The sequence below is a fragment of the Pseudomonas sp. LBUM1648 genome (assembly GCF_059716145.1).
Window position 1 is genome coordinate 2,881,275 of the sequence record NZ_CP166808.1, and the last position, 18,014, is coordinate 2,899,288.

The following is an 18,014-nucleotide window of genomic DNA, read 5'->3' on the forward strand; positions in this document are numbered from 1 at the left end:
CGCGATGAAAACTCTGACTCGACTGGCCCTGGTCGCCCTGCTGATGGGCGCTGCCGCTGCACCGACCTACGCAGATGACGCCCGGTCGTGTCACTTTCAAACCATTACCGGCAGCAGCGCGACGTTGCAGCATTCGCAAACCGTCGGTGTGCTGTACAGCGAAAACACCTTGGACAACCTGCAATACCTCGAGCGCTACCATGACATGGCGGTCAACGGCGCGAAAGATGCGCTGGACTCGCGGATTCGTGAAGCCTTCGTCAATAGTTCCGATCCGGAACTGGCGATTGACTGGTTGATGAGTTCGTTGCAGCAGCAGTTCTTGTCCGTGACCGTTTACGACAGCCTTGATGCCTTGGTCCAGGCTCATCCGGATGTGGTGGTCAAGCTCGACACCTTCAACCGCCTGATGACCCAACGCAACAGCCTGGTCGAAGCGCGTTTCACCGCTCGTTTCTACGACGCCGACCTGCAATACATCGGCAAGGCCGAAGGTGCCGTGGAAAAGCAGCTGCCTTCTGCCTGGGTGCAGAACCAGGCAGCGCCGCACATCGCCGCGCAGATCGAGAAGCAACGCGACTTGCAACTCAACGCACTGAAGCAATTCGACAGCTCGCTGAAAGCGTTGGTGTCGGCAAGCTGAACACTTAAAACATAAATGGCAACGGCGGCGCCGTGAAGCTGGAACGTTGCCGGTTGAACCGAACCTTTATTTTCAGGATTACACCGATGCGTCCTTTATTCGTGCCTGCCATGGCTTTTGCTTCCTTGTTGCTCGCCGGTTGCGCCTCCGCACCGAACGACCCGACGCTGACCTTGCAGACCAGCAAGACGCCGGCGCAATACGCCGATTGTGTTGTGCCGAAACTGCAGGGCAGTGCGATGAACCCGACCGTCTCGCAAACCCAGCGCAGCTACCGGATCGTGGTGCCAAGCAAGGTGGCAGCGGACAACGTGCTGGAAGCCTACAAGGCCGGCAATGGCGGCAAGGTGTTTCTCTACGAGCGTCACCTGCTGGCCTCGAACTTCATGCCATCGAGTTTTGAACGGGCAGCTCAGGATTGCATCTGATTTCGCCCGGTAAACGTATCTGACAGAGCTCCTTTGGTTGGCCGCAACCAACCAATTCTTTGCCCCGCGCCTTCACTCGGTCGCGGGGCTTTTTTTTGCCCGAAGTAGCCTCTCAACCCTGTGGCGAGGGGATTTATCCCCGATGGGCGCGCAGCGGCCCTTTCTTTTTGGGCTGCTACGCAACCCATCGGGGATAAATCCCCTCGCCACAGAGCCCTTGATACGGTGATTTTCCCCACACAGGAAGACAGGTTGCCTGGCTCCTGTAACATGTCATCTCTCACTTCCCCACGAGCATTGAAAATGGACTCTCACTCGATTCTGGCGTTTACCGTGGTTGCCGCGATTGCCATCGCCAGCCCGGGCCCCGCGACACTCATGGCGATCAACAACAGTCTTGCCCATGGACAGCGCAGCACAATCTGGTCATCGCTGGGCAATGCCAGTGGCCTGTTTTGCCTGTCGGCCGCCGCAATGTTGGGGTTGGGTGCTTTGCTGGCCAGTTCCGAGTGGCTGTTCAATGCGGTGAAGATCATCGGTGCCGGTTATCTGTTCTACCTCGGGGTCAAGCAGTTGTTCAGAAAAGGCCCGATGCTGCCGGACGGTATCGAGGGTGCCGCGAACAGGCCACGACCGACTCGCGGCAAGCTCTACAAGTCGGCTTTCCTGACGGCAGTGACCAACCCCAAGGCGACGATGTTTTTCACGGCGCTGTTCCCGCAGTTCATCGATCAGGGCGCAGCGTTGCTGCCGCAATTTCTGATCCTCACCTCGATCTTCATGGCGTTGTCAGTGTCGTCGTTGAGCGTCTATGCGGCGCTGGCGTCCCGGGCCAAGGGCGTGTTGACTCGCCCGGCGCTGTCTCGTTGGGTGAGCAGGGTGGTGGGGACGACGTTCATCGGTTTCGGTGCGGCGATCCTGACGATGCGCCGGCAGGCGGCATAAACGCGGGGCGTCAGCTCAAACCCATTTGAACTGAGCCGGGAATCGCGCTATGAAGCGGGTTCCTGATTGGATGTCTGATGTGACGCTCAGGCTGCCGTTGTGCGCCGTCGCGATCTGCGACGCGATATAGAGCCCCAGTCCCAGCCCTTCATCGCGCTGCCCGGCTTCGGATCGGGAAAAAGGCTCGAACAACAGTGGCATCAACTGCGCTGGAATCGGCGTGCCCTGGTTGGTCAGCGAGATGACGATCTCGTTGTTCTCGGAACAGGCGTTGAGGATGATCGGTGTGCCGGTTGACCCATGAGTGACCGCGTTCCCCAGTAAATTGGAGAGCAATTGGCTGATGCGCAAAGTATCGCAATAGACACCTGCCGGTATGTCCAGCGCATGCACGAACGTTGCCTGCGGATGGGAGGCCTGGACTTCTTCTAGTGTCAGCAGCAACGTCTTCTGCAAGTCATCCACTAACTTTCGCTGCACCGGAATCCCGCCGCCCAGCCGTCCCCGGGCAAAATCGAGGATGTTCTCGATCAGCACGCCCATGCGCACAGAGCTGTGGCGGATCGCCGCAAGCAAATTGAGCGAACGCTTGTCTTCGGTTTTGCTTTCGAGCAGGTCGGCGCTCATGCGAATGGCGCTCAGTGGCGTGCGCAGGTCATGCCCCAGTACCGCGATGAATTGCTCGCGCAGCCTGCCAAGCTCATTGGCCGTGTCCAGAGCGGTTTTGGTGGCTTGAAGATGGCTTTGAGTGTCGAGACTCATGGCAATCAGTTGGGCAAAGAGCGTAAGCGTCTTGGCGATGGCGGGTTCTTCAAGATTCGCCGGGACCGAGTCGATGGCGCAAAGCGTGCCGAAAAAATCACCGTTGGCTTTCACTATCGGAATGGAAATATAGCTCTCCAGTCCATAGGTTTTTGGCGTGTGATGCTGTGAAAACACCGGGTGGGCACTGGCGTGGCCAAAAATCACCGGCTGTTGGTGTTGCCGGATCTCGTGACAGATGGTCGATTCGAGGACCAGCTCGCCGCCAGGCTTGAGTCCGAAATCGATCGAGTCGTCGACTGCGCACGCCACCCAGTTCTTATCGGTGACGCGAGCAACCGCAGCGAAGCGCATGCCAGTGAGGTGTTTGACCATGCTCAGGATCACGGGCACCGCGTCAATGCTGCGGATGGCGTTGATGTCTGCGGAAAATTCTGGAGGGGGCATGGGGCGGCACTTCGAAATGATCTCGCTCAGAGACTATCTCTAATTGCCGAACATGACTAATTGGTGAGGCAAAAAAGGGTGCCGCGGATTTCCCGGGCGCCCTTTGCGGCTGTGCCGAGGGTGTTAAACCACTCAGAACTTGTATTTGGCGGTCAGCATGTAACTGCGCGGATTGCCGTAGTTTTCGGTAGAGCCCCACGTGACGTCGGTGCCGATGGCGGAGTAGTAGACACGATCAAAGATGTTGTTCGCGTTGACCTGCAGATCCAGGTGTTTATTGACTTCGTAGCCAGCCATCAAGTCGGTAATCGCGTAACTGCCCTGTTCAAGGCGATAGCTGCCATTGGTCAGCGCGATGTCGTTGTACATGCGGCTTTGCCAGTAGATGTTGCCACCGACGCGGAATTTTTCCAGTGGCCCCTGGAGGCGGTACAGAGTGGAGACTTTGAACAAGTGCTCAGGCGTGTCGGTTTCGAAACGCTGATTATTGTTAGCTGGGTCTGCGTCCTTGATGTAGTGGGCGCGGGTGTAGGTGTAGCCGGCGCCGACCTGCCAGTTTTCCGTGAGTGCGCCTTGCAGTTCAAGATCAATGCCTTGGCTGCGGACTTTGCCAGATGCGTTGTAGCAGGTCATGACCGGGCAACCCAACTGATTTTCCGACAGGGTTGAGCGGTTGGTCTGATCCATCTGGAACACGGCCAGACTGGCGTTAAGTGCACCGTTGAAATATTCGCCCTTGATGCCGACCTCGTAGTTTTCACCCACGATCGGCTCCAGCAGCTTGCCGGAGATATCTTTCTGGGTTTGTGGCGTGAAGATGTCGGTGTAGCTGGCGTAAACGGAGTAGTGGTCGTCGAGTTTGTAGATCAGGCCGGCATATCGCGTCAGGTTGCGGGTGACTTTGTAGTCGCCATCGCCAGTGCGGTCATCGTTGTCATACCAGTCCAGGCGGCTGCCGAGGATCAGCGTCAGCGGATCGGCCAGACTCAGGCGGGTGGTCAGGTAAACGGCATCTTGTGTGGTGACGTTGCGGGTTTTGCCGTCACGCACAAAATCGGGTTTCGGCGCCCCGATTGGCCACGCGGTGGTGTAGGGATCGTATTCCTTGGAGGTCGCATCGTAGACACGGTTGCTGGCACCCACGACCAGTTCGTGGGTGCGGCCGAAGGCTTCGAACGGGCCGCTGGCGAACGCATCGAAAGCGGTCTGCTTGTCGGTGTTGTGCGATTGGTACGCCGTGGTTTCCAGAGGACCGGCGTAACGCGACAGGTAAGTGCCTGAGAATTCACCGTTCAGTGTCGAGGACGAACCGGCTACGTGGAGTTTCCAGTCGTTGTCGAAGCGGTGTTCGACTTCACCGAAGACTGTGTCGATCTGCAGCTTCTTGTTCTCCCAATCAGAGCCACCGTAGGTGGAGCGGGGCAGATCGAGGTGGTGGCCGTTGGTGCCGATCGGCAAGCCGCCCCAGAAATAGTTGGTCTGTTCGTTCTGACGGGAGAAACCCAGGGTCGCGGTGGTGCTGTCGCTCAGGTCGGCTTCACCGATGGCATAGAACAAACCGTGATCGTTTTCTTCTTTGTCGCGGAAGCTGTCGGCGCCCTGATAGGAGCCCACTACACGGCCACGCAACGTGCCGCTTTCGTTCAGTGGGCCGGAGGCGTCGATCTCGCCGCGGTAATCATCCCAACTGCCCGCTGCGCCGGTCAGCGTCACTTGCGGCGTGAATGTCGGGCGTTTGCGCACCATGTTGATCGCGGCAGACGGGTTGCCGGCACCGGTGACGAGACCGGTCGCACCGCGCACGATTTCAACCCGGTCGAACATTGCAAGGTTCGGTTGCACCGCCATCGTGTACGGCGAATAAGAACTCGGCAGACCGTCGTACATGATGTTATCGATGTCGAAACCGCGAGACTTATAGGTCTGTCGGCCCGGACCGCCGGCCTGACTGAGGAATAACCCCGGCGTTGCCCGCACCACATCGTTGATGCTGGTCATGGCCTGATCGTCCATGCGCTGGCGGGTGATGACGGTCACTGCCTGAGGCGTTTCGCGCAGGGTCAGCGACAGCTTGGTCGCGGTCTGCATCGGGCCGGTGGTGTAGGACTGCGAACCTTCAGTGGTGCTGCTCATCTGCGTGGCGCCGATTTCGGTCGCGCCGAGTTCCAGCGTGGTCGGTGCAACGGCGTTTTCAGGCGTGGATGTCGCAGCCTCGTCAGCCATGGCAGGCGCGATGCTGGCCGCGCAGATAGCCAGTGCCAACAGGTTAGGTGAAAGATTCGAGCGGCGGTGAATGGTGTGAAACGACATCAATCTGCTTCCCCAAATGATACGAAAACGAATCCAGTGCAAGTGCTTGTAGGAATTATTCGTATTAGTGTGTCAGATGGTTCCGCTCGAAGAAAGCTGTACGGCTCAGATAGTTAACAAGATTTTCACATCTGCGCGGGTGCGCAACATCGGGAAGTCCACCGAGCTAGAGCGGTCGGTGGGTGTTGGCAGGCTGAGGAGGTCTGGATCGAGGGTCAACGCAGCGCCTGAAATGGCGCTGCTATTGAGATGGTGTTACGAGTGGGAGAGAGGGGAGTTCAGGTCATCGGCCTGATGACGTTCAGGCACCTGAGTCGCCTCATCGCCCCATGTCCGATTGACGCGCAACCCGCGAACGACCGCAGGCCGATTGGCGATCTCCTCTGCCCAGCGCTGTACATGGGTGTACTCCTGCGCCGAAAGGAACTCCGCCGCCGAATACACATTGTTGCGCACCAGTTGGCCATACCACGACCAGACCGCAATGTCGGCAATGGAGTAGCTGTCACCGGCAAGGTAAGGGCTTTCGGCGAGGCGCCGATTGAGCACATCCAGTTGTCGCTTGGTTTCCATGGTGAAGCGATTGATGGGGTACTCCATTTTCTCTGGTGCATAGGCATAGAAGTGCCCAAACCCGCCGCCCAGATAAGGCGCCGAGCCCATCTGCCAGAACAGCCAGTTGAGGGTTTCGGTGCGTCCAGCCGGATCCTTGGGCAGGAAGGCGCCGAACTTCTCCGCGAGATAAAGCAGGATCGAACCCGACTCGAAGACACGAACCGGTGGCTCGACGCTGTGGTCGAGCAGCGCGGGAATTTTCGAGTTCGGATTGATATCGACAAAACCGCTGGAGAACTGATCGCCCTCGCCAATGCGGATCAGCCATGCGTCGTATTCGGCGGCGGTATGCCCCAGCGCCAGCAACTCCTCAAGCAGGATTGTCACCTTCACGCCATTGGGGGTGGCCAGCGAATAGAGCTGCAACGGGTGCTTGCCGACTGGCAGCGTTTTCTCATGCGTCGGCCCGGCAATCGGGCGGTTGATGCTGGCGAACTGGCCGCCGGAGGGCGCTTCGTTTTTCCAGACCTTGGGCGGAACGTAGGGCGCTTTGCTCATGAAATTGGCCTCGTCGATTGCTGGCTGAGATGGAGTGAGATAGACACCGTATGGAAAAATGTTGGCGGGTGCCAGTGAAGTCCGGTTATTTCACGTTGCCGGCAGACCTGTCCAAAAACTCGGTAATCAGCGCAATCGTCTGCGCCTGGATCACCGGGCGTGGACGTCCGCCGTCGCCATCGGTGCAGATGATGCCGTCACCGGGGGCGTCTTCTTCGAGCATTGCGATCGCGCCGGGTTTGCACAGCGACAGAAAACTGAAATGGCTGGCGTCGCTGATCTCGACATACTGGCTGGAGGTTTTCGGCAGACGCTTGGCCAGGTCGGCGGATTCCAACTCGGCGGGTAAGTCTTGGGACGGCACGCCTGCGGCAATTACCAACACCGGCACTTGCAGCGCCGCGAGGCTGTCATCGGTGAAGCCGCGTGACAGGCCCAAATCCAGCGAAACCACGGCCGTCACGCGCTTATCGCGTAAATCGGCGGCCAGTCGAGCCTTCGATGCCGGGTTACTGGCGGGATTCATCTGTTGGTAAACCGAGCAACTGGCCAGTTGCGAATGGACTTTGCATTCCCGTGCATAAAGCTCTGTGTCGAAACGAGCGCCGGCGATTTCCAGGCCGGTCCAGCCGCCCAGTGAATGGCCTGCGACGGCAATACGACGCTGCGCGACTGCGCCGAACTTTTCCGGTTGAGCCGTCACCGCATCGATGGCTCGGCTGATGTCCACGGGGCGCTGCCATAACTGCGCCGCCGCTTCAGGGCTGCGGTCATGGGTGGTACTGCCGGGATGATTGACTGCCGCGACGATGTAACCCTGATGCGCCAGTGCACTGGCCAGCCACGCCTGGTTGCCCCAATTGCCGCGGTAACCGTGTGAGAGCACCAGCAATGGATGCTCGCCGCTGACGGGTGGCGCATTGTCGACAGCCAGGACACCGACAAACGCCGGATTGTCGGCGATCAGTTTTGGTGTGGCAGTGCTTGCACCGGCGGGGTACCAGACGACCATTTCCAGCGGGCGTTCATTGTTCGCGTCCGGCAACTTGAGGCTCTGGAAACCGATCGGGTTTTCGTCAGCGAATGCGCTGGTGCTCAGGCAAATGAGCAGCAGAGAACCGAGGGTTTTTTTCATTGTTTTTATCTTCCGTGATGGGGCCGATTGGCGAGGTGGACTTTGCCTCAACCCGAGCGTTTCAGCGAGTGTCTTCGAGCGCCCCGGCGACAATTTCCTCTATCGGCCAGCGTACGTTCAAATGTTCCGTCAAATAATCCATGAAGGCCTTGGCCTTGCCGGTCATCGCCGCACGCTCCTGCACACAGGCGTAAATCTCCATCGGCTCGACCACCGCGTGTGTTGCGTTATCGCGCTGTTCGAACAGCGGCAGCAGTTGGCCGCTTGCCAGATAAGGTGCAGCGACGAATTCTGCCAGCCGAGTAATCCCCGCGCCGCTGATTGCCATCTGCGCCAGCGCGTCGATGTCGTCACTGATGGCGGTGGCATTGATGCTCGCGTCGTAACGCTGGCCGTCACGCAGAAAACTCCAGCGCAAAAAGCGCCCGTCCAGCGGGTAACGAAATGCCAGGCACGCGTGGTTTTGCAGATCGTCCGGCGATTGCGGTACGCCGGCGCGCTCCAGATAAGCAGGGGCTGCGCAGAAGATGAAGGGCAAGGAGACGATCTTGCGTGCAACGATGCCGTCTTCCAGTTGCGGTTTGATCCGCAGGCTCAGATCAATACCGTCCTGGATGTGGTTGATCTTGCCGTCCGTTGTCGACAACTCAATGAGCAGGCGCGGGTGTTGTGCGGCGAAACCGGCGATCAGAGGTGCCAGCACATGGCGTCCGAAGGCAGAAGTCGAGGCAATGCTCAGGCGGCCTTGCAGTTCGCTTGCTTCATCGCTGATTGCACTTTGCGCCGACTCCAGATCCGCCGCGATGCGCTTGACCTTGTCGTAGTACACCGCGCCGTTTTCAGTCAGCGCCATGCTTCGCGTTGTGCGTTGCAACAGGCGCACGCCCAGGTGTGCTTCCAGCCGATTGAGGGTCTGACTTACCGCCGCCGCACTGACGCCCAGGATCTTGGCGGCACCGACGATGGAGCCCGATTCCACCACTTTGATAAAACTGGCAATTGCCGCTAACAGATTCATCCATGGCCTGCGCAATAGGGGTTGATTCGTAAGTTCTGCTTTATAAAGTACCTACGGGTAGACGTCTAGTTGAAGACAATCGGCTTTGCTAAGGTGCCCGCTCCCTGTCAATGGATGGAAAAGCCATATGAATCAAAGAACCAGCTCCGACGCCTTGTACGTCAACCGGCGCAAGCTGTCAGCGCGTGCGACACCCTATGTGTTCGCGTTGTACATGGCGACAATCATGGCGTTCCTGATGTCGTTGGTGATCACGGCCTCCAACTCCGGCATTGATAACAACTACCTGAGTAATACGTTGCATGCCTATAAGCTGGCGATGCCGGTGGCGTTCCTGTGCATCCTCGTCGTGCGGCCCATCGTGATCAAACTGGTGGCGTTGACTGTGCATCCGCACCTCCCGCGCTGACCTGTTCCCGGACAATCAATCGAAACTTCGCCGTCAGCCCGACTGTCCAGACCCTTAACACGACCTCTGTAGGAGCTGCCGCAGGCTGCGATCTTTTGATCTTGAAAAACAAAGATCGCAGCCTGCGGCAGCTCATTGGAAAACGGAGATACCCATTTGATTTTCATCGGCTGTGCAGGCTGGAGTCTTGGGCTGGGGTGAGGGGGTAAATCCAATTGATTCCGCGAACCTCAATTCCCGTCCGCCACCTTGCGCTCAATCTCATCCACCTTGCGCTGCAACTCTTCGGCATCCTGCTCTTTGACACGAGTAGACGACGGCGTGATGACGTCATCCACCACCTTTATGTCGTCGTCCCTTTCCTCAAGACCTCGCTCGACTACGTTCACCGGTTTGCCGGACGTATCGGTAGGCGGGGCGTTCGGGGTTTTATTGTCGTTGCTGTTCATATCGTTGACCTCCGTGGGTGTAAACATTGGAGGAGGGGCCGCGGCGAGCGTTCGATCTTTTTCAGGGGCAGTGAATTAACGGCATATAAACTTTGCGCGAGACCAATGGCCCAATCTGTCCAATCCCCAAGTTCCCGAGACGTTGCAGGGGAGGGTGCGATTTTCGAATCTCACTCCCGAACAATTGATGGGAGAACTGGCGCAACAGGGTGTGCAACGGGTCTATGTTGACGGCGGGCTGGTGGCGCAGCCGAGTTCCCGGGTGCGGTCATAGCGACTCCAATTCACAATCAGCCCTTCAAGCAGTGGGCATTTTTTTCATGCCTCGCATCGGATCATCTAAGAGACGAAACTGCTCAAGCATGAAGTCCAGCAGTAACCGTGTTGAAGGCAGCATCCCTTGCCTTGTCGCAAATACGGCGTGAATCATTTCTGTTCTGGGTGCCCAGTCCGGCAAAACCACGGCCAGTTCCCCGCGCTCGATGTAGTCGTGTACCAGTGACATTGGCATTTGTGCGACGCCGATGCTGTCGATAGCCGCGCAGCGCAACATCGGCAGGCCTTTGGTAATGAGCTGTGGTCGATGTTGCAGGGTGAATTCCGAGCCATCGTCATGGAACAGCGTCCAGTTGTAGTCTCGCTGTGGACTGCCGTGATGAACGCTGGGAAAGCGCGCTAGATCTTCTGGTCCGTCTGGTGTGCCCAAGCGGTTCAAAAGCGTTGGACTGGCGACCAGGCATTGCGGCCGTTGCGACATGACGCGGCTTACCAGATTGGAGTCCTGAAGTGGCAGGGGACGAACCCTCAATGCCAGATCAATACCCTCGGCAACCACATCGACCTGGCGATCACTGGCTTCCAGGTGCACTTCCATGCGTGGGTACATGGCCATGAACCGCGTAATGATCGCGCCAACACATTCCTCCAGCAGCACCGTCGGACAGGTGACACGCAGCACGCCACCCGGCTCGGTGTGGGTCATGGCAATCGCTGCTTCTGCGGCTTCGGCTTCCTTGAGCATTGCGCGGCAACGGTCGTAATAGGTCTGCCCCAGTTCCGTCACCGAGAAGTTTCGGGTGTTACGGATGATCAGACGCACACCAAGCCGTTCTTCGAGCTGCGCGATGCGCCGGCTAAGGTTGGATTTAGGAATACCCAGCGCACGTGCGGTGGGCGCGAAACCGCCGTGGTCCACTACCATAACGAAGTACTGAAGGTCATTGAGATCCAGCACGGTCGAAATCCATTCAGTCAGAAGGCGCCAACTATACAAGGCTGATCGTTCCTTGTATGGGAATCAGCAGCCCGTTTTTTGCGACTACCGCGCCTGGCAACGTGGGCTTTAGATTGCGGCCGTTGAACGACCGCCTCGGCGTGGCCGGCAAGCGGTATCCACTCAAGTCACCCGTAGAAAATGGACGTTAAATGACGATCGATGAAAAGGTTTTCGACTTCGTGATTCTGGGCGGCGGTTCTGCCGGCGCCGTGTTGGCGGCGCGTCTGTCGGAAGACCGCCAGTGTAATGTGCTGTTGGTCGAGGCGGGGCGGGCGTTTGCGCCGGATGAGTACCCGGAACAAAGCTACAGCAGCAACGTCATCGCCGCCAATGGCGATGCCCGCTATGAATGGGGCTATTTCGCGACACCGATCGAGCAGCCGCAGGCCGTTTATGCACCACGGGGCAAACTGCTCGGCGGTAGTTCGGCGATCAACGGCGCGGTCGCTTGTCGAGCGTTGCCTTTCGACTTCGCCCGTTTTACCGCCAAAGGTCTGAAGGGTTGGAGCTTTGACGAGGTGCTGCCGTACTACAAAAAGATGGAGCGCACGCCCCACGGCGACGATAGATGGCATGGTCGTAGTGGGCCGTTGCCTATTCACCAGATGTCCCTGGGCTATATCACCCCGGTACAGCGCGCGATGCTTGAGGCCGCATGGGCCTGTGGCGCTAACAAAGTGGATGATTTCAATAACCCCTTGGCCAACAACGGCGCGGGTCCCAACCCGATGAACGTGATCAATGGTGTCCGGGTCAATACCGGCATGGCGTACCTCACCCGTAAAGTGCGCGCCCGTGAGAACCTGCACATTCTGGATGAAACACTGGTCGATAAAATCGAGATCAACCACGGCAAGGTTCAGTCTGTGAAATTGGCTGACGGGCAGCATGTCCACGGCCAGGAGGTGATTCTAAGCGCGGGTGCTTACGGCTCGGCGGCCATCCTGCTGCGGTCAGGGATCGGGCCCCGTGCCGATTTGCAAAAGTTGGAGATTTCGGTGGTCAAGGACGCCCCGGTGGGCATGCGATTGCTTGATCACGCTTTTTACTGGATGAACTTCAGTGGCCAGTCATCGTTGAAAGGTCAGGATCATCCAGTGATCGGCGCGCAACTGTGGACCCACTCTTGCTTTGCCGGCTCCGACAAAGAACTCGACATTGGTATTTCACCCTCGCACTTGCTTGACCCTGCCAGCAGCCCGACCGGCGTTGCTTTTTCGCTGGGGCTGGAACTGATGCACTGCACCTCCCACGGCCGTATTCGCCTGAACAGTCGCGACCCGAATGTGGCGCCGATCATTGAGCTCAACCACCTGACCACTGAGGAGGACATGAACCGCATGGTCGAGTGTTTTCGCCTGGCCCGGCAACTGGCCCGGACCGAGCCGCTAAAAAGCCTGATCGTGGAAGAGTTGTATCCCGGCCCGTCGGTGGACAACAGCGACGAGCAAATTCGCCGTGCGCTGGCGACTGGTGTGGGCACGTTGCAGCATCCGTGTTCAACCGCGCCGATGGGTTTGCCGGATGACCCCGACGCGGTGGTTGATGAACAGGGCCGGGTTTACGGGGTAGCGGGGTTGCGCGTCATTGATGCGTCAATATTCCCGGAGATCCCGCTGATCAACCTCAATCCGACCGTCATCATGATGGCGGAAAAGTTGTCCGATACCCTCAAACAATATCGTGCATCAGCCTGAACCGTCATGGAGGCCTGCGCACCGGTTGCGCAGGTTTTTTCTGTCTCTCTGGATCTATAACTTGAACAAACTCTGTGAGATGCATTCTTTTGTGACGGTGGTCGACACCGGCAGTATTTCCGAAGCCGCCCGGCGTCTGGGCACGGCCAAATCAATGGTCAGCCAGCGGCTGCAGCAACTGGAAAAACGTCTGGGCAGTATTTTGCTGGAACGCGGACGGCACGCACGCCTGACTGAGTCGGGCGAGGTGTTCTACCGCTATTGCGTGCGCATCCTGTCGGAGGTCGATGATGCTGAAGACGCGGTTCTGGCGTTCCAGTCGAGGTTGCACGGAAGCCTGCGACTGGCCGCACCCATGGCGTTCAGTATTCGCTATCTGACGCCCATTCTGTCGTCGTTTGCCGTGCGCTATCCGCAGTTGCAACTTGACGTAGAGTTTGACGACCGCCATGTCAATCTGCACGAAGAGCGTTTCGACGCGGCCATTCGCATCGGTGAGTTGCCAGACTCCTCGCTGGTGGCGAAAACCATCACGCCCAATCGCCACATCATTTGCGCCAGTCCTGACTATCTGGCGGCGCATGGCACGCCGCAAACCCCTCAGGAACTGTCTCGACATTTCGCGATGCTGTATGTGAACCGCGAGCCGCATGGCATGTGGACCTTGCCCGTGAACAACACGCTTGAGTCGTTTCGCGTGCGTTGCCGCCTGCGTACCAACAATGCTCATCAACTCATGGAAGCGGCCAAAGCCGGCATGGGCCTGGCGATTCTGCCAACGTTTCTGGCTGCACAATCGATTGTCGCCGGCGAGTTGCAAGAGGTGTTGGCGCCTTACGCGCCACGTGGCGGCAATATCTCGACGGTGTACCGACAATCGCAGCGCGCGTCGCCCAAGCTACAGGCACTGGCGAGTTTTCTCGCGGAACAGATCGGTAGTCCGCCGGAGTGGGAGCAAATGCTTGCCGCGCATGCACGACAAGCGGGCTGAGTCGTTCGCAATTCACGAAACCCTGATTCGTTTTTTGCCTGCTTATGAGGCCTCTTGCCGTTCCCTATGCTTTCCCTGAAAGGCGCCATCTCGAGCGCCTGACAGGGAAGACATGCATGAAGAACACCCTTGATACAGTTGACGTGCTTATTGTCGGCGGCGGCTCGGCTGGCGCGGTAATGGCGCGTCGGCTCAGTGAGAACAAGCAGCGCCAGGTGTTGTTGCTGGAGGCGGGCCACAGCTTCGTACCGAGCGAGTACCCCGACGTTGTGGCCAGCAGCGACATTGTCGGGGCCAACGGCAGTGCGCAGTTCGAGTGGGGTTACAAGACTCGCCCCGGCTACATCGAACATCCCATCGGCGCCTTGCGCGGCAAGGTGCTGGGGGGCAGTTCGGCGATCAATGGCGCCGTGGCCATCCGTGCCCGTGCCAGCGATTTCGAGCGCTGGGATCTGCCGGGGTGGAGCTATGAAGACTTGTTGCCCGCCTTCAAAAAACTGGAAAGCCACAGCCGGGGTGCCAGCGATTTGCATGGTAGTGAGGGACCGCTGCCGGTTCATCAACTGAACAACCTGGACGTCACGCCGATGCAGCGGGCGTTTATTCAGGCCACGTTCGCTTACGGCTACAAGATCATCGATGACTTTGACGGCGCTGATGCCAATGGCGTCGGTCCGTACCCGATGAATATCGTCGATGGCGTGCGCATCAACACCGGTATGGCTTATCTCACGGAGCAGGTGCGTGTCCGCAGCAACCTGCAGATTCGCGCGGACAGTCTGGTGGACAAAGTCCTCTTCGAGGGTCAGCAAGCCATCGGTGTGCAGTTGAGCGATGGCTCGCAGTTGCTGGCCCGCGAGGTGATTCTTTGCGCGGGCAGCTATGGCAGTGCGGCGATTCTGCTGCGCTCCGGCATTGGCCCGGCCGAGGATATGCACGCGCTGCAGATTCCCCTGGTCGCGGATTTGCCGGTGGGCCAAAGCCTGATGGATCACCCGTTCTATTACAACGCCTATGCCGCCCGCGCAGAGCTGATCGGTCGGCAATCGCCGGTGATCGGTGCCAAGTTGTGGACCCACAGCCGCAGTGCCGAGAAGGGGGATCTAGATCTGCACATCACTGCTACGCACCTGTTTCCTCACGATCAAAGCCCTACAAACGTGGGCTTCGTACTCGCGGTCGCACTGACCCGACCGCAATCGCGCGGCAGCGTCACGCTGGCCAGCCGCGATCCGCTGGTGGCACCAAACATCGACCTGAATTTCCTCGCCGTGCCTGAGGATCGCCAACGCTTGCTGGACGGTATTCGCCTGGCCCGCAAGATCGGAGCAACGGCGCCGCTGAACACCTTGATCCACAGCGAGCTTAATCCGGGAGCGGACAGCGAGTCCGACAAAGCATTACTGGCCAGCGTCAGGGCCAGTCTGGACACCTATCACCATCCGACGTCAACCGCGCCGATGGGGCGCCCGGGTGATGCACGTGCAGTGGTCGACTTGCAGGCGCGGGTACTCGGTGTGCAGGGACTGCGCATTGTCGATGCGTCGATTTTTCCTGATGTGCCGTCGGTAGCCACCAACCTCACCGTGATTGCCACCGCCGAGAAAATTGCCGGCCTCTACGCCTAACCTTCAGGACGCTGCCTCTATGAACAACACTATGGTTTTGAACTGGATCGACGGCCTGTGGCTCGATTCCGGTGTTCACAACGATTCCATCGACCCTGCAACCTATGAGCTGATCGGCCGTTACGCCGAGGGCGGTCTGCTAGAAGCACAACTAGCCGTCGAGGCGGCCCGGCGTGCGTTCGTCGAGTCGCCCTGGAAAGACGATCGCACCCTGCGCGCCAAGGTTCTGCTGGAGCTGGCGGACGCGTTTGAACGCAACGCCGGGCAACTGATCGACACACTGGCGCTGGAGAACGGCAAGATCCGCCCCGAAGCCGAGTTTGAAGTGAGCATGGTGCCTTCCAAACTGCGTTACTACGCCGCATTGGTGCGCGCCGAGTATGGCCGGGCGGCCGAGCCGAAGCCGGGGAGGATTTCCCTGGTGCTGCGCCAGCCCGTCGGTGTTGCGGGGATCATCGTGCCGTGGAATTCACCGGTGGTATTGATGATTCGATCATTGGCCCCGGCGTTGGCTGCAGGTTGCACGACGGTGATCAAAGTGCCCGGGCAAACTGCCCAGACCAACGCGCTGGTCGCGTGGATCATGAGCCAGGCGCCGTCGCTGCCCAAGGGTGTCATCAATCTGTTCAGCGAGTTGGGGGCGGCCGGTTCGATCCATCTGGTCGAGTCACCAAAGGTCCCGGTCATCAGTTTTACCGGCAGCACAACCACGGGGCGTGCGATCAGTGCGGCGGGTGCCCAACACCTCAAACGCTTTGGCCTTGAACTGGGTGGCAAGACCCCGATGCTGGTATTCAACGACGCCGACCTTGATATGGCGGTGCCGGTGTTAATCAAAGCCCTGACGGTGTTTGCCGGTCAATTCTGCATGACGGGTTCGCGGTTATTGGTTCAGCGCGATATCGCCGCCGCGCTGATTGAGCGCCTGGCAGCACGCCTTGAGGCTGTACGCGTAGGGCCTGCGGCGGATCCCGCCAGCGAAATGGGTCCATTGATCGACAAAGCTAACGTGCAGCGCGTCAACCAAGTGGTCGATGAGGCGATTGCTGCCGGTGCGCAAGTCATCGTGCGCGGCGGTCCTATCACGCAGGGACCTTTGGCCAAAGGCGCGTTTTATCGGCCAACGCTGTTGCGCGTCAGTGATGCCGACATGGCCATCGTCCAGCGTGAAACCTTTGGCCCGGTACTGACCTTGCAGGTTTTCGACAGTGAGGCCGAGGCGATCGAACTGGCCAACAACAGTGAGTTTGGCCTGGCGGCCAGCGTGTGGACCCGCGATGTCGATCGCTCGCTACGAGTAGCACGCGAGTTGGAGGCCGGCACTGTCTGGGTCAACGATTGGGCTATGGTGTTCGACGAGTTCGAAGAGGGTGGTTTCAAGCAATCGGGGCAGGGACGGCTCAACGGTGTGGCGGCGATGGACGATTTCATCGAGTACAAACACATCGCACTCAATCCCGGCCTGCGTCAGGGGTGAATGCCATGGGATTGCAACACTTACTGATCGGGACAGTATTGGCCGGGACGCTGACAACGTCCTCGGCCGTGTTCGCCACTGAAGCAAGGAATCACGCTATGCCCCAGGAGCGGTTGTACGACGCTTTGCTCGATGCGCTCAATGCAACGTTCGGTCGTCACCCCGGATTCAGGGCAACCCATGCCAAAGGGCTGTTGGTGAGCGGCACGTTCAAGGCTTCAGGCGTCGCCGGCTCCATCAGCCGAGCTGCCCACCTGCAAGGGCAAACGGTGCCGGTGGTGCTGCGGTTCTCCAACTTCAGCGGTGTACCGGCGACCGCTGACGGGGATCCGATGGCCAGCCCGAGGGGGGTAGCCGTGCGTTTTGCCCTGCCGAACGGCGAGTCCACCGATATCGTGGCGCACTCGTTCGACGGCTTTCCGGTGGCCACGCCAGCAGATTTTCTGAGCTTTCTACAAGGCATTGCCGCCAATGTCGCCACGCCGCCGGATCCCCAGCCACTGCAAACCTTTCTGGCGAACCATCCACGGGCTCAGCATTTCCTGGAAGCGCCCAAACCGGCGCCGCGTAGCTATGTGGCACTCGAGTACTTCGGTGTTAACGCGCTGGTGTTCATCAATCGTGAGGGCGATGAGCTGATTGGCCGTTATCGCATCGAACCCCTGCAAACGCAGCCAACGTTGAGTGATGCCCAAGCGGCTGCGATGCCAGCTGATTACTTGCAGGAGGAAATCAGCGCGCGACTGAGCAAGGGCTCGTTGAAGATTCGGTTGGTGCTTCAACTGGCGGCGTCGGGAGACGCCGTCGATGATGGCTCAATCCCGTGGTCGCGTCAGAACGAGGAAGTTGAACTGGGGATTTTCAGTCTTGATGCACTGGAACCGGCCGAGGCTCAGCAGCGTATGGCATTTAGCCCGGGACGTTTACTCGACGGTATCAGCCTCAGTACCGACCCGATGACGTTGGCGCGTGATCGTATTTATCAACGGGCAGTACTCAGGCGACAGCGACCATGAGCAGTCACACGGGCGTTCGCTGGAAGCAATGGGTGTTGTCATGGCTGGTCGTCTTGCCGCTAACGGTGAGCATGCCTTGGGGATTGGCGACGCTGCTGGAACTGGCAGATCTACAGTGGCCGGGATGGCTGTTCAAGGTGGCAGTGGCCGGGATGATTTCTTTCAACATGGTCTACTGGATGTTGCCGTTGAGTGCTCGCCTGCTGTCACGCTGGTTGCTGCGTTGAGGCCTGTGCTCCGCCCTCCATACAAGAGGGCGGAGCGCTGGAC

At 58.9% G+C, this 18,014-nt stretch carries 17 protein-coding genes; 10 read left to right on the plus strand and 7 right to left on the minus strand.

Annotation, left to right across the window (positions count from 1 at the left end; all coding sequences use genetic code 11):
- Positions 1-4: 4 nt before the first annotated feature.
- From ACA043_RS13210 to ACA043_RS13220, 3 genes are all read left to right on the plus strand, one after another.
- Positions 5-643, plus strand: coding sequence for an ATPase (locus ACA043_RS13210; RefSeq protein ID WP_187680808.1), 639 nt, complete (start codon positions 5-7; stop codon positions 641-643).
- Positions 644-729: 86 nt separating this feature from the next.
- Positions 730-1,071 (plus strand): hypothetical protein, encoded by a 342-nt coding sequence (locus ACA043_RS13215; protein WP_187680807.1) that lies wholly within the window; start codon positions 730-732, stop codon positions 1,069-1,071.
- 303 nt (positions 1,072-1,374) lie between these two features.
- Complete coding sequence (locus tag ACA043_RS13220) at positions 1,375-2,016, plus strand: LysE family translocator (RefSeq protein ID WP_401264885.1); 642 nt, start codon at positions 1,375-1,377, stop codon at positions 2,014-2,016.
- 15 nt (positions 2,017-2,031) lie between these two features.
- On the opposite strand, the gene ACA043_RS13225 is transcribed toward ACA043_RS13220, so the two are convergent.
- From ACA043_RS13225 to ACA043_RS13245, 5 genes are all read right to left on the minus strand, one after another.
- Positions 2,032-3,225, minus strand: coding sequence for a GAF domain-containing sensor histidine kinase (locus ACA043_RS13225; protein WP_497659418.1), 1,194 nt, complete (start codon positions 3,223-3,225; stop codon positions 2,032-2,034).
- A 132-nt stretch (positions 3,226-3,357) separates the two neighbouring features.
- Positions 3,358-5,535 (minus strand): TonB-dependent siderophore receptor, encoded by a 2,178-nt coding sequence (locus ACA043_RS13230; protein WP_497659419.1) that lies wholly within the window; start codon positions 5,533-5,535, stop codon positions 3,358-3,360.
- Positions 5,536-5,790: 255 nt separating this feature from the next.
- The gene (yghU, locus tag ACA043_RS13235; protein ID WP_497659420.1) at positions 5,791-6,648 is read right to left on the minus strand and encodes a glutathione-dependent disulfide-bond oxidoreductase; all 858 of its coding nucleotides are present in this window, start codon (positions 6,646-6,648) and stop codon (positions 5,791-5,793) included.
- Positions 6,649-6,733: 85 nt separating this feature from the next.
- Positions 6,734-7,783, minus strand: coding sequence for an alpha/beta hydrolase family protein (locus ACA043_RS13240; RefSeq protein WP_497659421.1), 1,050 nt, complete (start codon positions 7,781-7,783; stop codon positions 6,734-6,736).
- A 61-nt stretch (positions 7,784-7,844) separates the two neighbouring features.
- Positions 7,845-8,801: a LysR family transcriptional regulator gene (locus ACA043_RS13245; RefSeq protein WP_497659422.1), complete on the minus strand. Its 957-nt coding sequence runs from the start codon at positions 8,799-8,801 to the stop codon at positions 7,845-7,847.
- Between the two features lie 127 nt (positions 8,802-8,928).
- Between ACA043_RS13245 and ACA043_RS13250 the strand changes: the two genes are divergently transcribed.
- Positions 8,929-9,210 (plus strand): DUF2798 domain-containing protein, encoded by a 282-nt coding sequence (locus ACA043_RS13250; protein ID WP_401264899.1) that lies wholly within the window; start codon positions 8,929-8,931, stop codon positions 9,208-9,210.
- A 230-nt stretch (positions 9,211-9,440) separates the two neighbouring features.
- Here ACA043_RS13250 and ACA043_RS13255 read toward each other — a convergent pair whose 3' ends face one another.
- The gene (locus tag ACA043_RS13255) at positions 9,441-9,659 is read right to left on the minus strand and encodes a hypothetical protein (protein ID WP_497659423.1); all 219 of its coding nucleotides are present in this window, start codon (positions 9,657-9,659) and stop codon (positions 9,441-9,443) included.
- A 298-nt stretch (positions 9,660-9,957) separates the two neighbouring features.
- The gene (locus ACA043_RS13260) at positions 9,958-10,893 is read right to left on the minus strand and encodes a LysR substrate-binding domain-containing protein (protein ID WP_489879751.1); all 936 of its coding nucleotides are present in this window, start codon (positions 10,891-10,893) and stop codon (positions 9,958-9,960) included.
- A 191-nt stretch (positions 10,894-11,084) separates the two neighbouring features.
- On the opposite strand from ACA043_RS13260, the gene ACA043_RS13265 reads away from it, so the two are divergent.
- From ACA043_RS13265 to ACA043_RS13290, 6 genes are all read left to right on the plus strand, one after another.
- On the plus strand, positions 11,085-12,632 hold the full coding sequence (locus ACA043_RS13265; RefSeq protein WP_497659424.1) for a GMC family oxidoreductase: 1,548 nt from the start codon (positions 11,085-11,087) through the stop codon (positions 12,630-12,632).
- Positions 12,633-12,693: 61 nt separating this feature from the next.
- Positions 12,694-13,623 (plus strand): LysR family transcriptional regulator, encoded by a 930-nt coding sequence (locus tag ACA043_RS13270; RefSeq protein WP_497617975.1) that lies wholly within the window; start codon positions 12,694-12,696, stop codon positions 13,621-13,623.
- A 116-nt stretch (positions 13,624-13,739) separates the two neighbouring features.
- The gene (locus tag ACA043_RS13275; protein ID WP_497659425.1) at positions 13,740-15,251 is read left to right on the plus strand and encodes a GMC family oxidoreductase; all 1,512 of its coding nucleotides are present in this window, start codon (positions 13,740-13,742) and stop codon (positions 15,249-15,251) included.
- Positions 15,252-15,270: 19 nt separating this feature from the next.
- A complete protein-coding gene (locus ACA043_RS13280) occupies positions 15,271-16,728 on the plus strand; it encodes an aldehyde dehydrogenase family protein (protein WP_497617977.1) in 1,458 nt (485 codons plus the stop codon).
- Positions 16,729-16,733: 5 nt separating this feature from the next.
- Positions 16,734-17,744 carry a catalase family peroxidase gene (locus ACA043_RS13285; RefSeq protein WP_497659426.1) on the plus strand — a complete coding sequence of 337 codons (1,011 nt, stop codon included), beginning with the start codon at positions 16,734-16,736 and terminating at the stop codon, positions 17,742-17,744.
- Positions 17,741-17,971, plus strand: a complete 231-nt coding sequence (locus ACA043_RS13290; RefSeq protein WP_489879757.1) for a putative antibiotic biosynthesis monooxygenase — start codon at positions 17,741-17,743, stop codon at positions 17,969-17,971. Before ACA043_RS13285 ends, ACA043_RS13290 begins: the two co-directional genes overlap by 4 nt.
- Positions 17,972-18,014: the final 43 nt, after the last annotated feature.

Coding starts and splice junctions, on each gene's coding strand:
- ACA043_RS13210 (WP_187680808.1), top strand. CDS start 5: ATGAAAACTCTGACTCGACTGGCCCTGGTCGCCCTGCTGATGGGCGCT.
- ACA043_RS13215 (WP_187680807.1), top strand. CDS start 730: ATGCGTCCTTTATTCGTGCCTGCCATGGCTTTTGCTTCCTTGTTGCTC.
- ACA043_RS13220 (WP_401264885.1), top strand. CDS start 1,375: ATGGACTCTCACTCGATTCTGGCGTTTACCGTGGTTGCCGCGATTGCC.
- ACA043_RS13225 (WP_497659418.1), bottom strand. CDS start 3,225: ATGCCCCCTCCAGAATTTTCCGCAGACATCAACGCCATCCGCAGCATT.
- ACA043_RS13230 (WP_497659419.1), bottom strand. CDS start 5,535: ATGTCGTTTCACACCATTCACCGCCGCTCGAATCTTTCACCTAACCTG.
- yghU (WP_497659420.1), bottom strand. CDS start 6,648: ATGAGCAAAGCGCCCTACGTTCCGCCCAAGGTCTGGAAAAACGAAGCG.
- ACA043_RS13240 (WP_497659421.1), bottom strand. CDS start 7,783: ATGAAAAAAACCCTCGGTTCTCTGCTGCTCATTTGCCTGAGCACCAGC.
- ACA043_RS13245 (WP_497659422.1), bottom strand. CDS start 8,801: ATGAATCTGTTAGCGGCAATTGCCAGTTTTATCAAAGTGGTGGAATCG.
- ACA043_RS13250 (WP_401264899.1), top strand. CDS start 8,929: ATGAATCAAAGAACCAGCTCCGACGCCTTGTACGTCAACCGGCGCAAG.
- ACA043_RS13255 (WP_497659423.1), bottom strand. CDS start 9,659: ATGAACAGCAACGACAATAAAACCCCGAACGCCCCGCCTACCGATACG.
- ACA043_RS13265 (WP_497659424.1), top strand. CDS start 11,085: ATGACGATCGATGAAAAGGTTTTCGACTTCGTGATTCTGGGCGGCGGT.
- ACA043_RS13275 (WP_497659425.1), top strand. CDS start 13,740: ATGAAGAACACCCTTGATACAGTTGACGTGCTTATTGTCGGCGGCGGC.
- ACA043_RS13280 (WP_497617977.1), top strand. CDS start 15,271: ATGAACAACACTATGGTTTTGAACTGGATCGACGGCCTGTGGCTCGAT.
- ACA043_RS13285 (WP_497659426.1), top strand. CDS start 16,734: ATGGGATTGCAACACTTACTGATCGGGACAGTATTGGCCGGGACGCTG.
- ACA043_RS13290 (WP_489879757.1), top strand. CDS start 17,741: ATGAGCAGTCACACGGGCGTTCGCTGGAAGCAATGGGTGTTGTCATGG.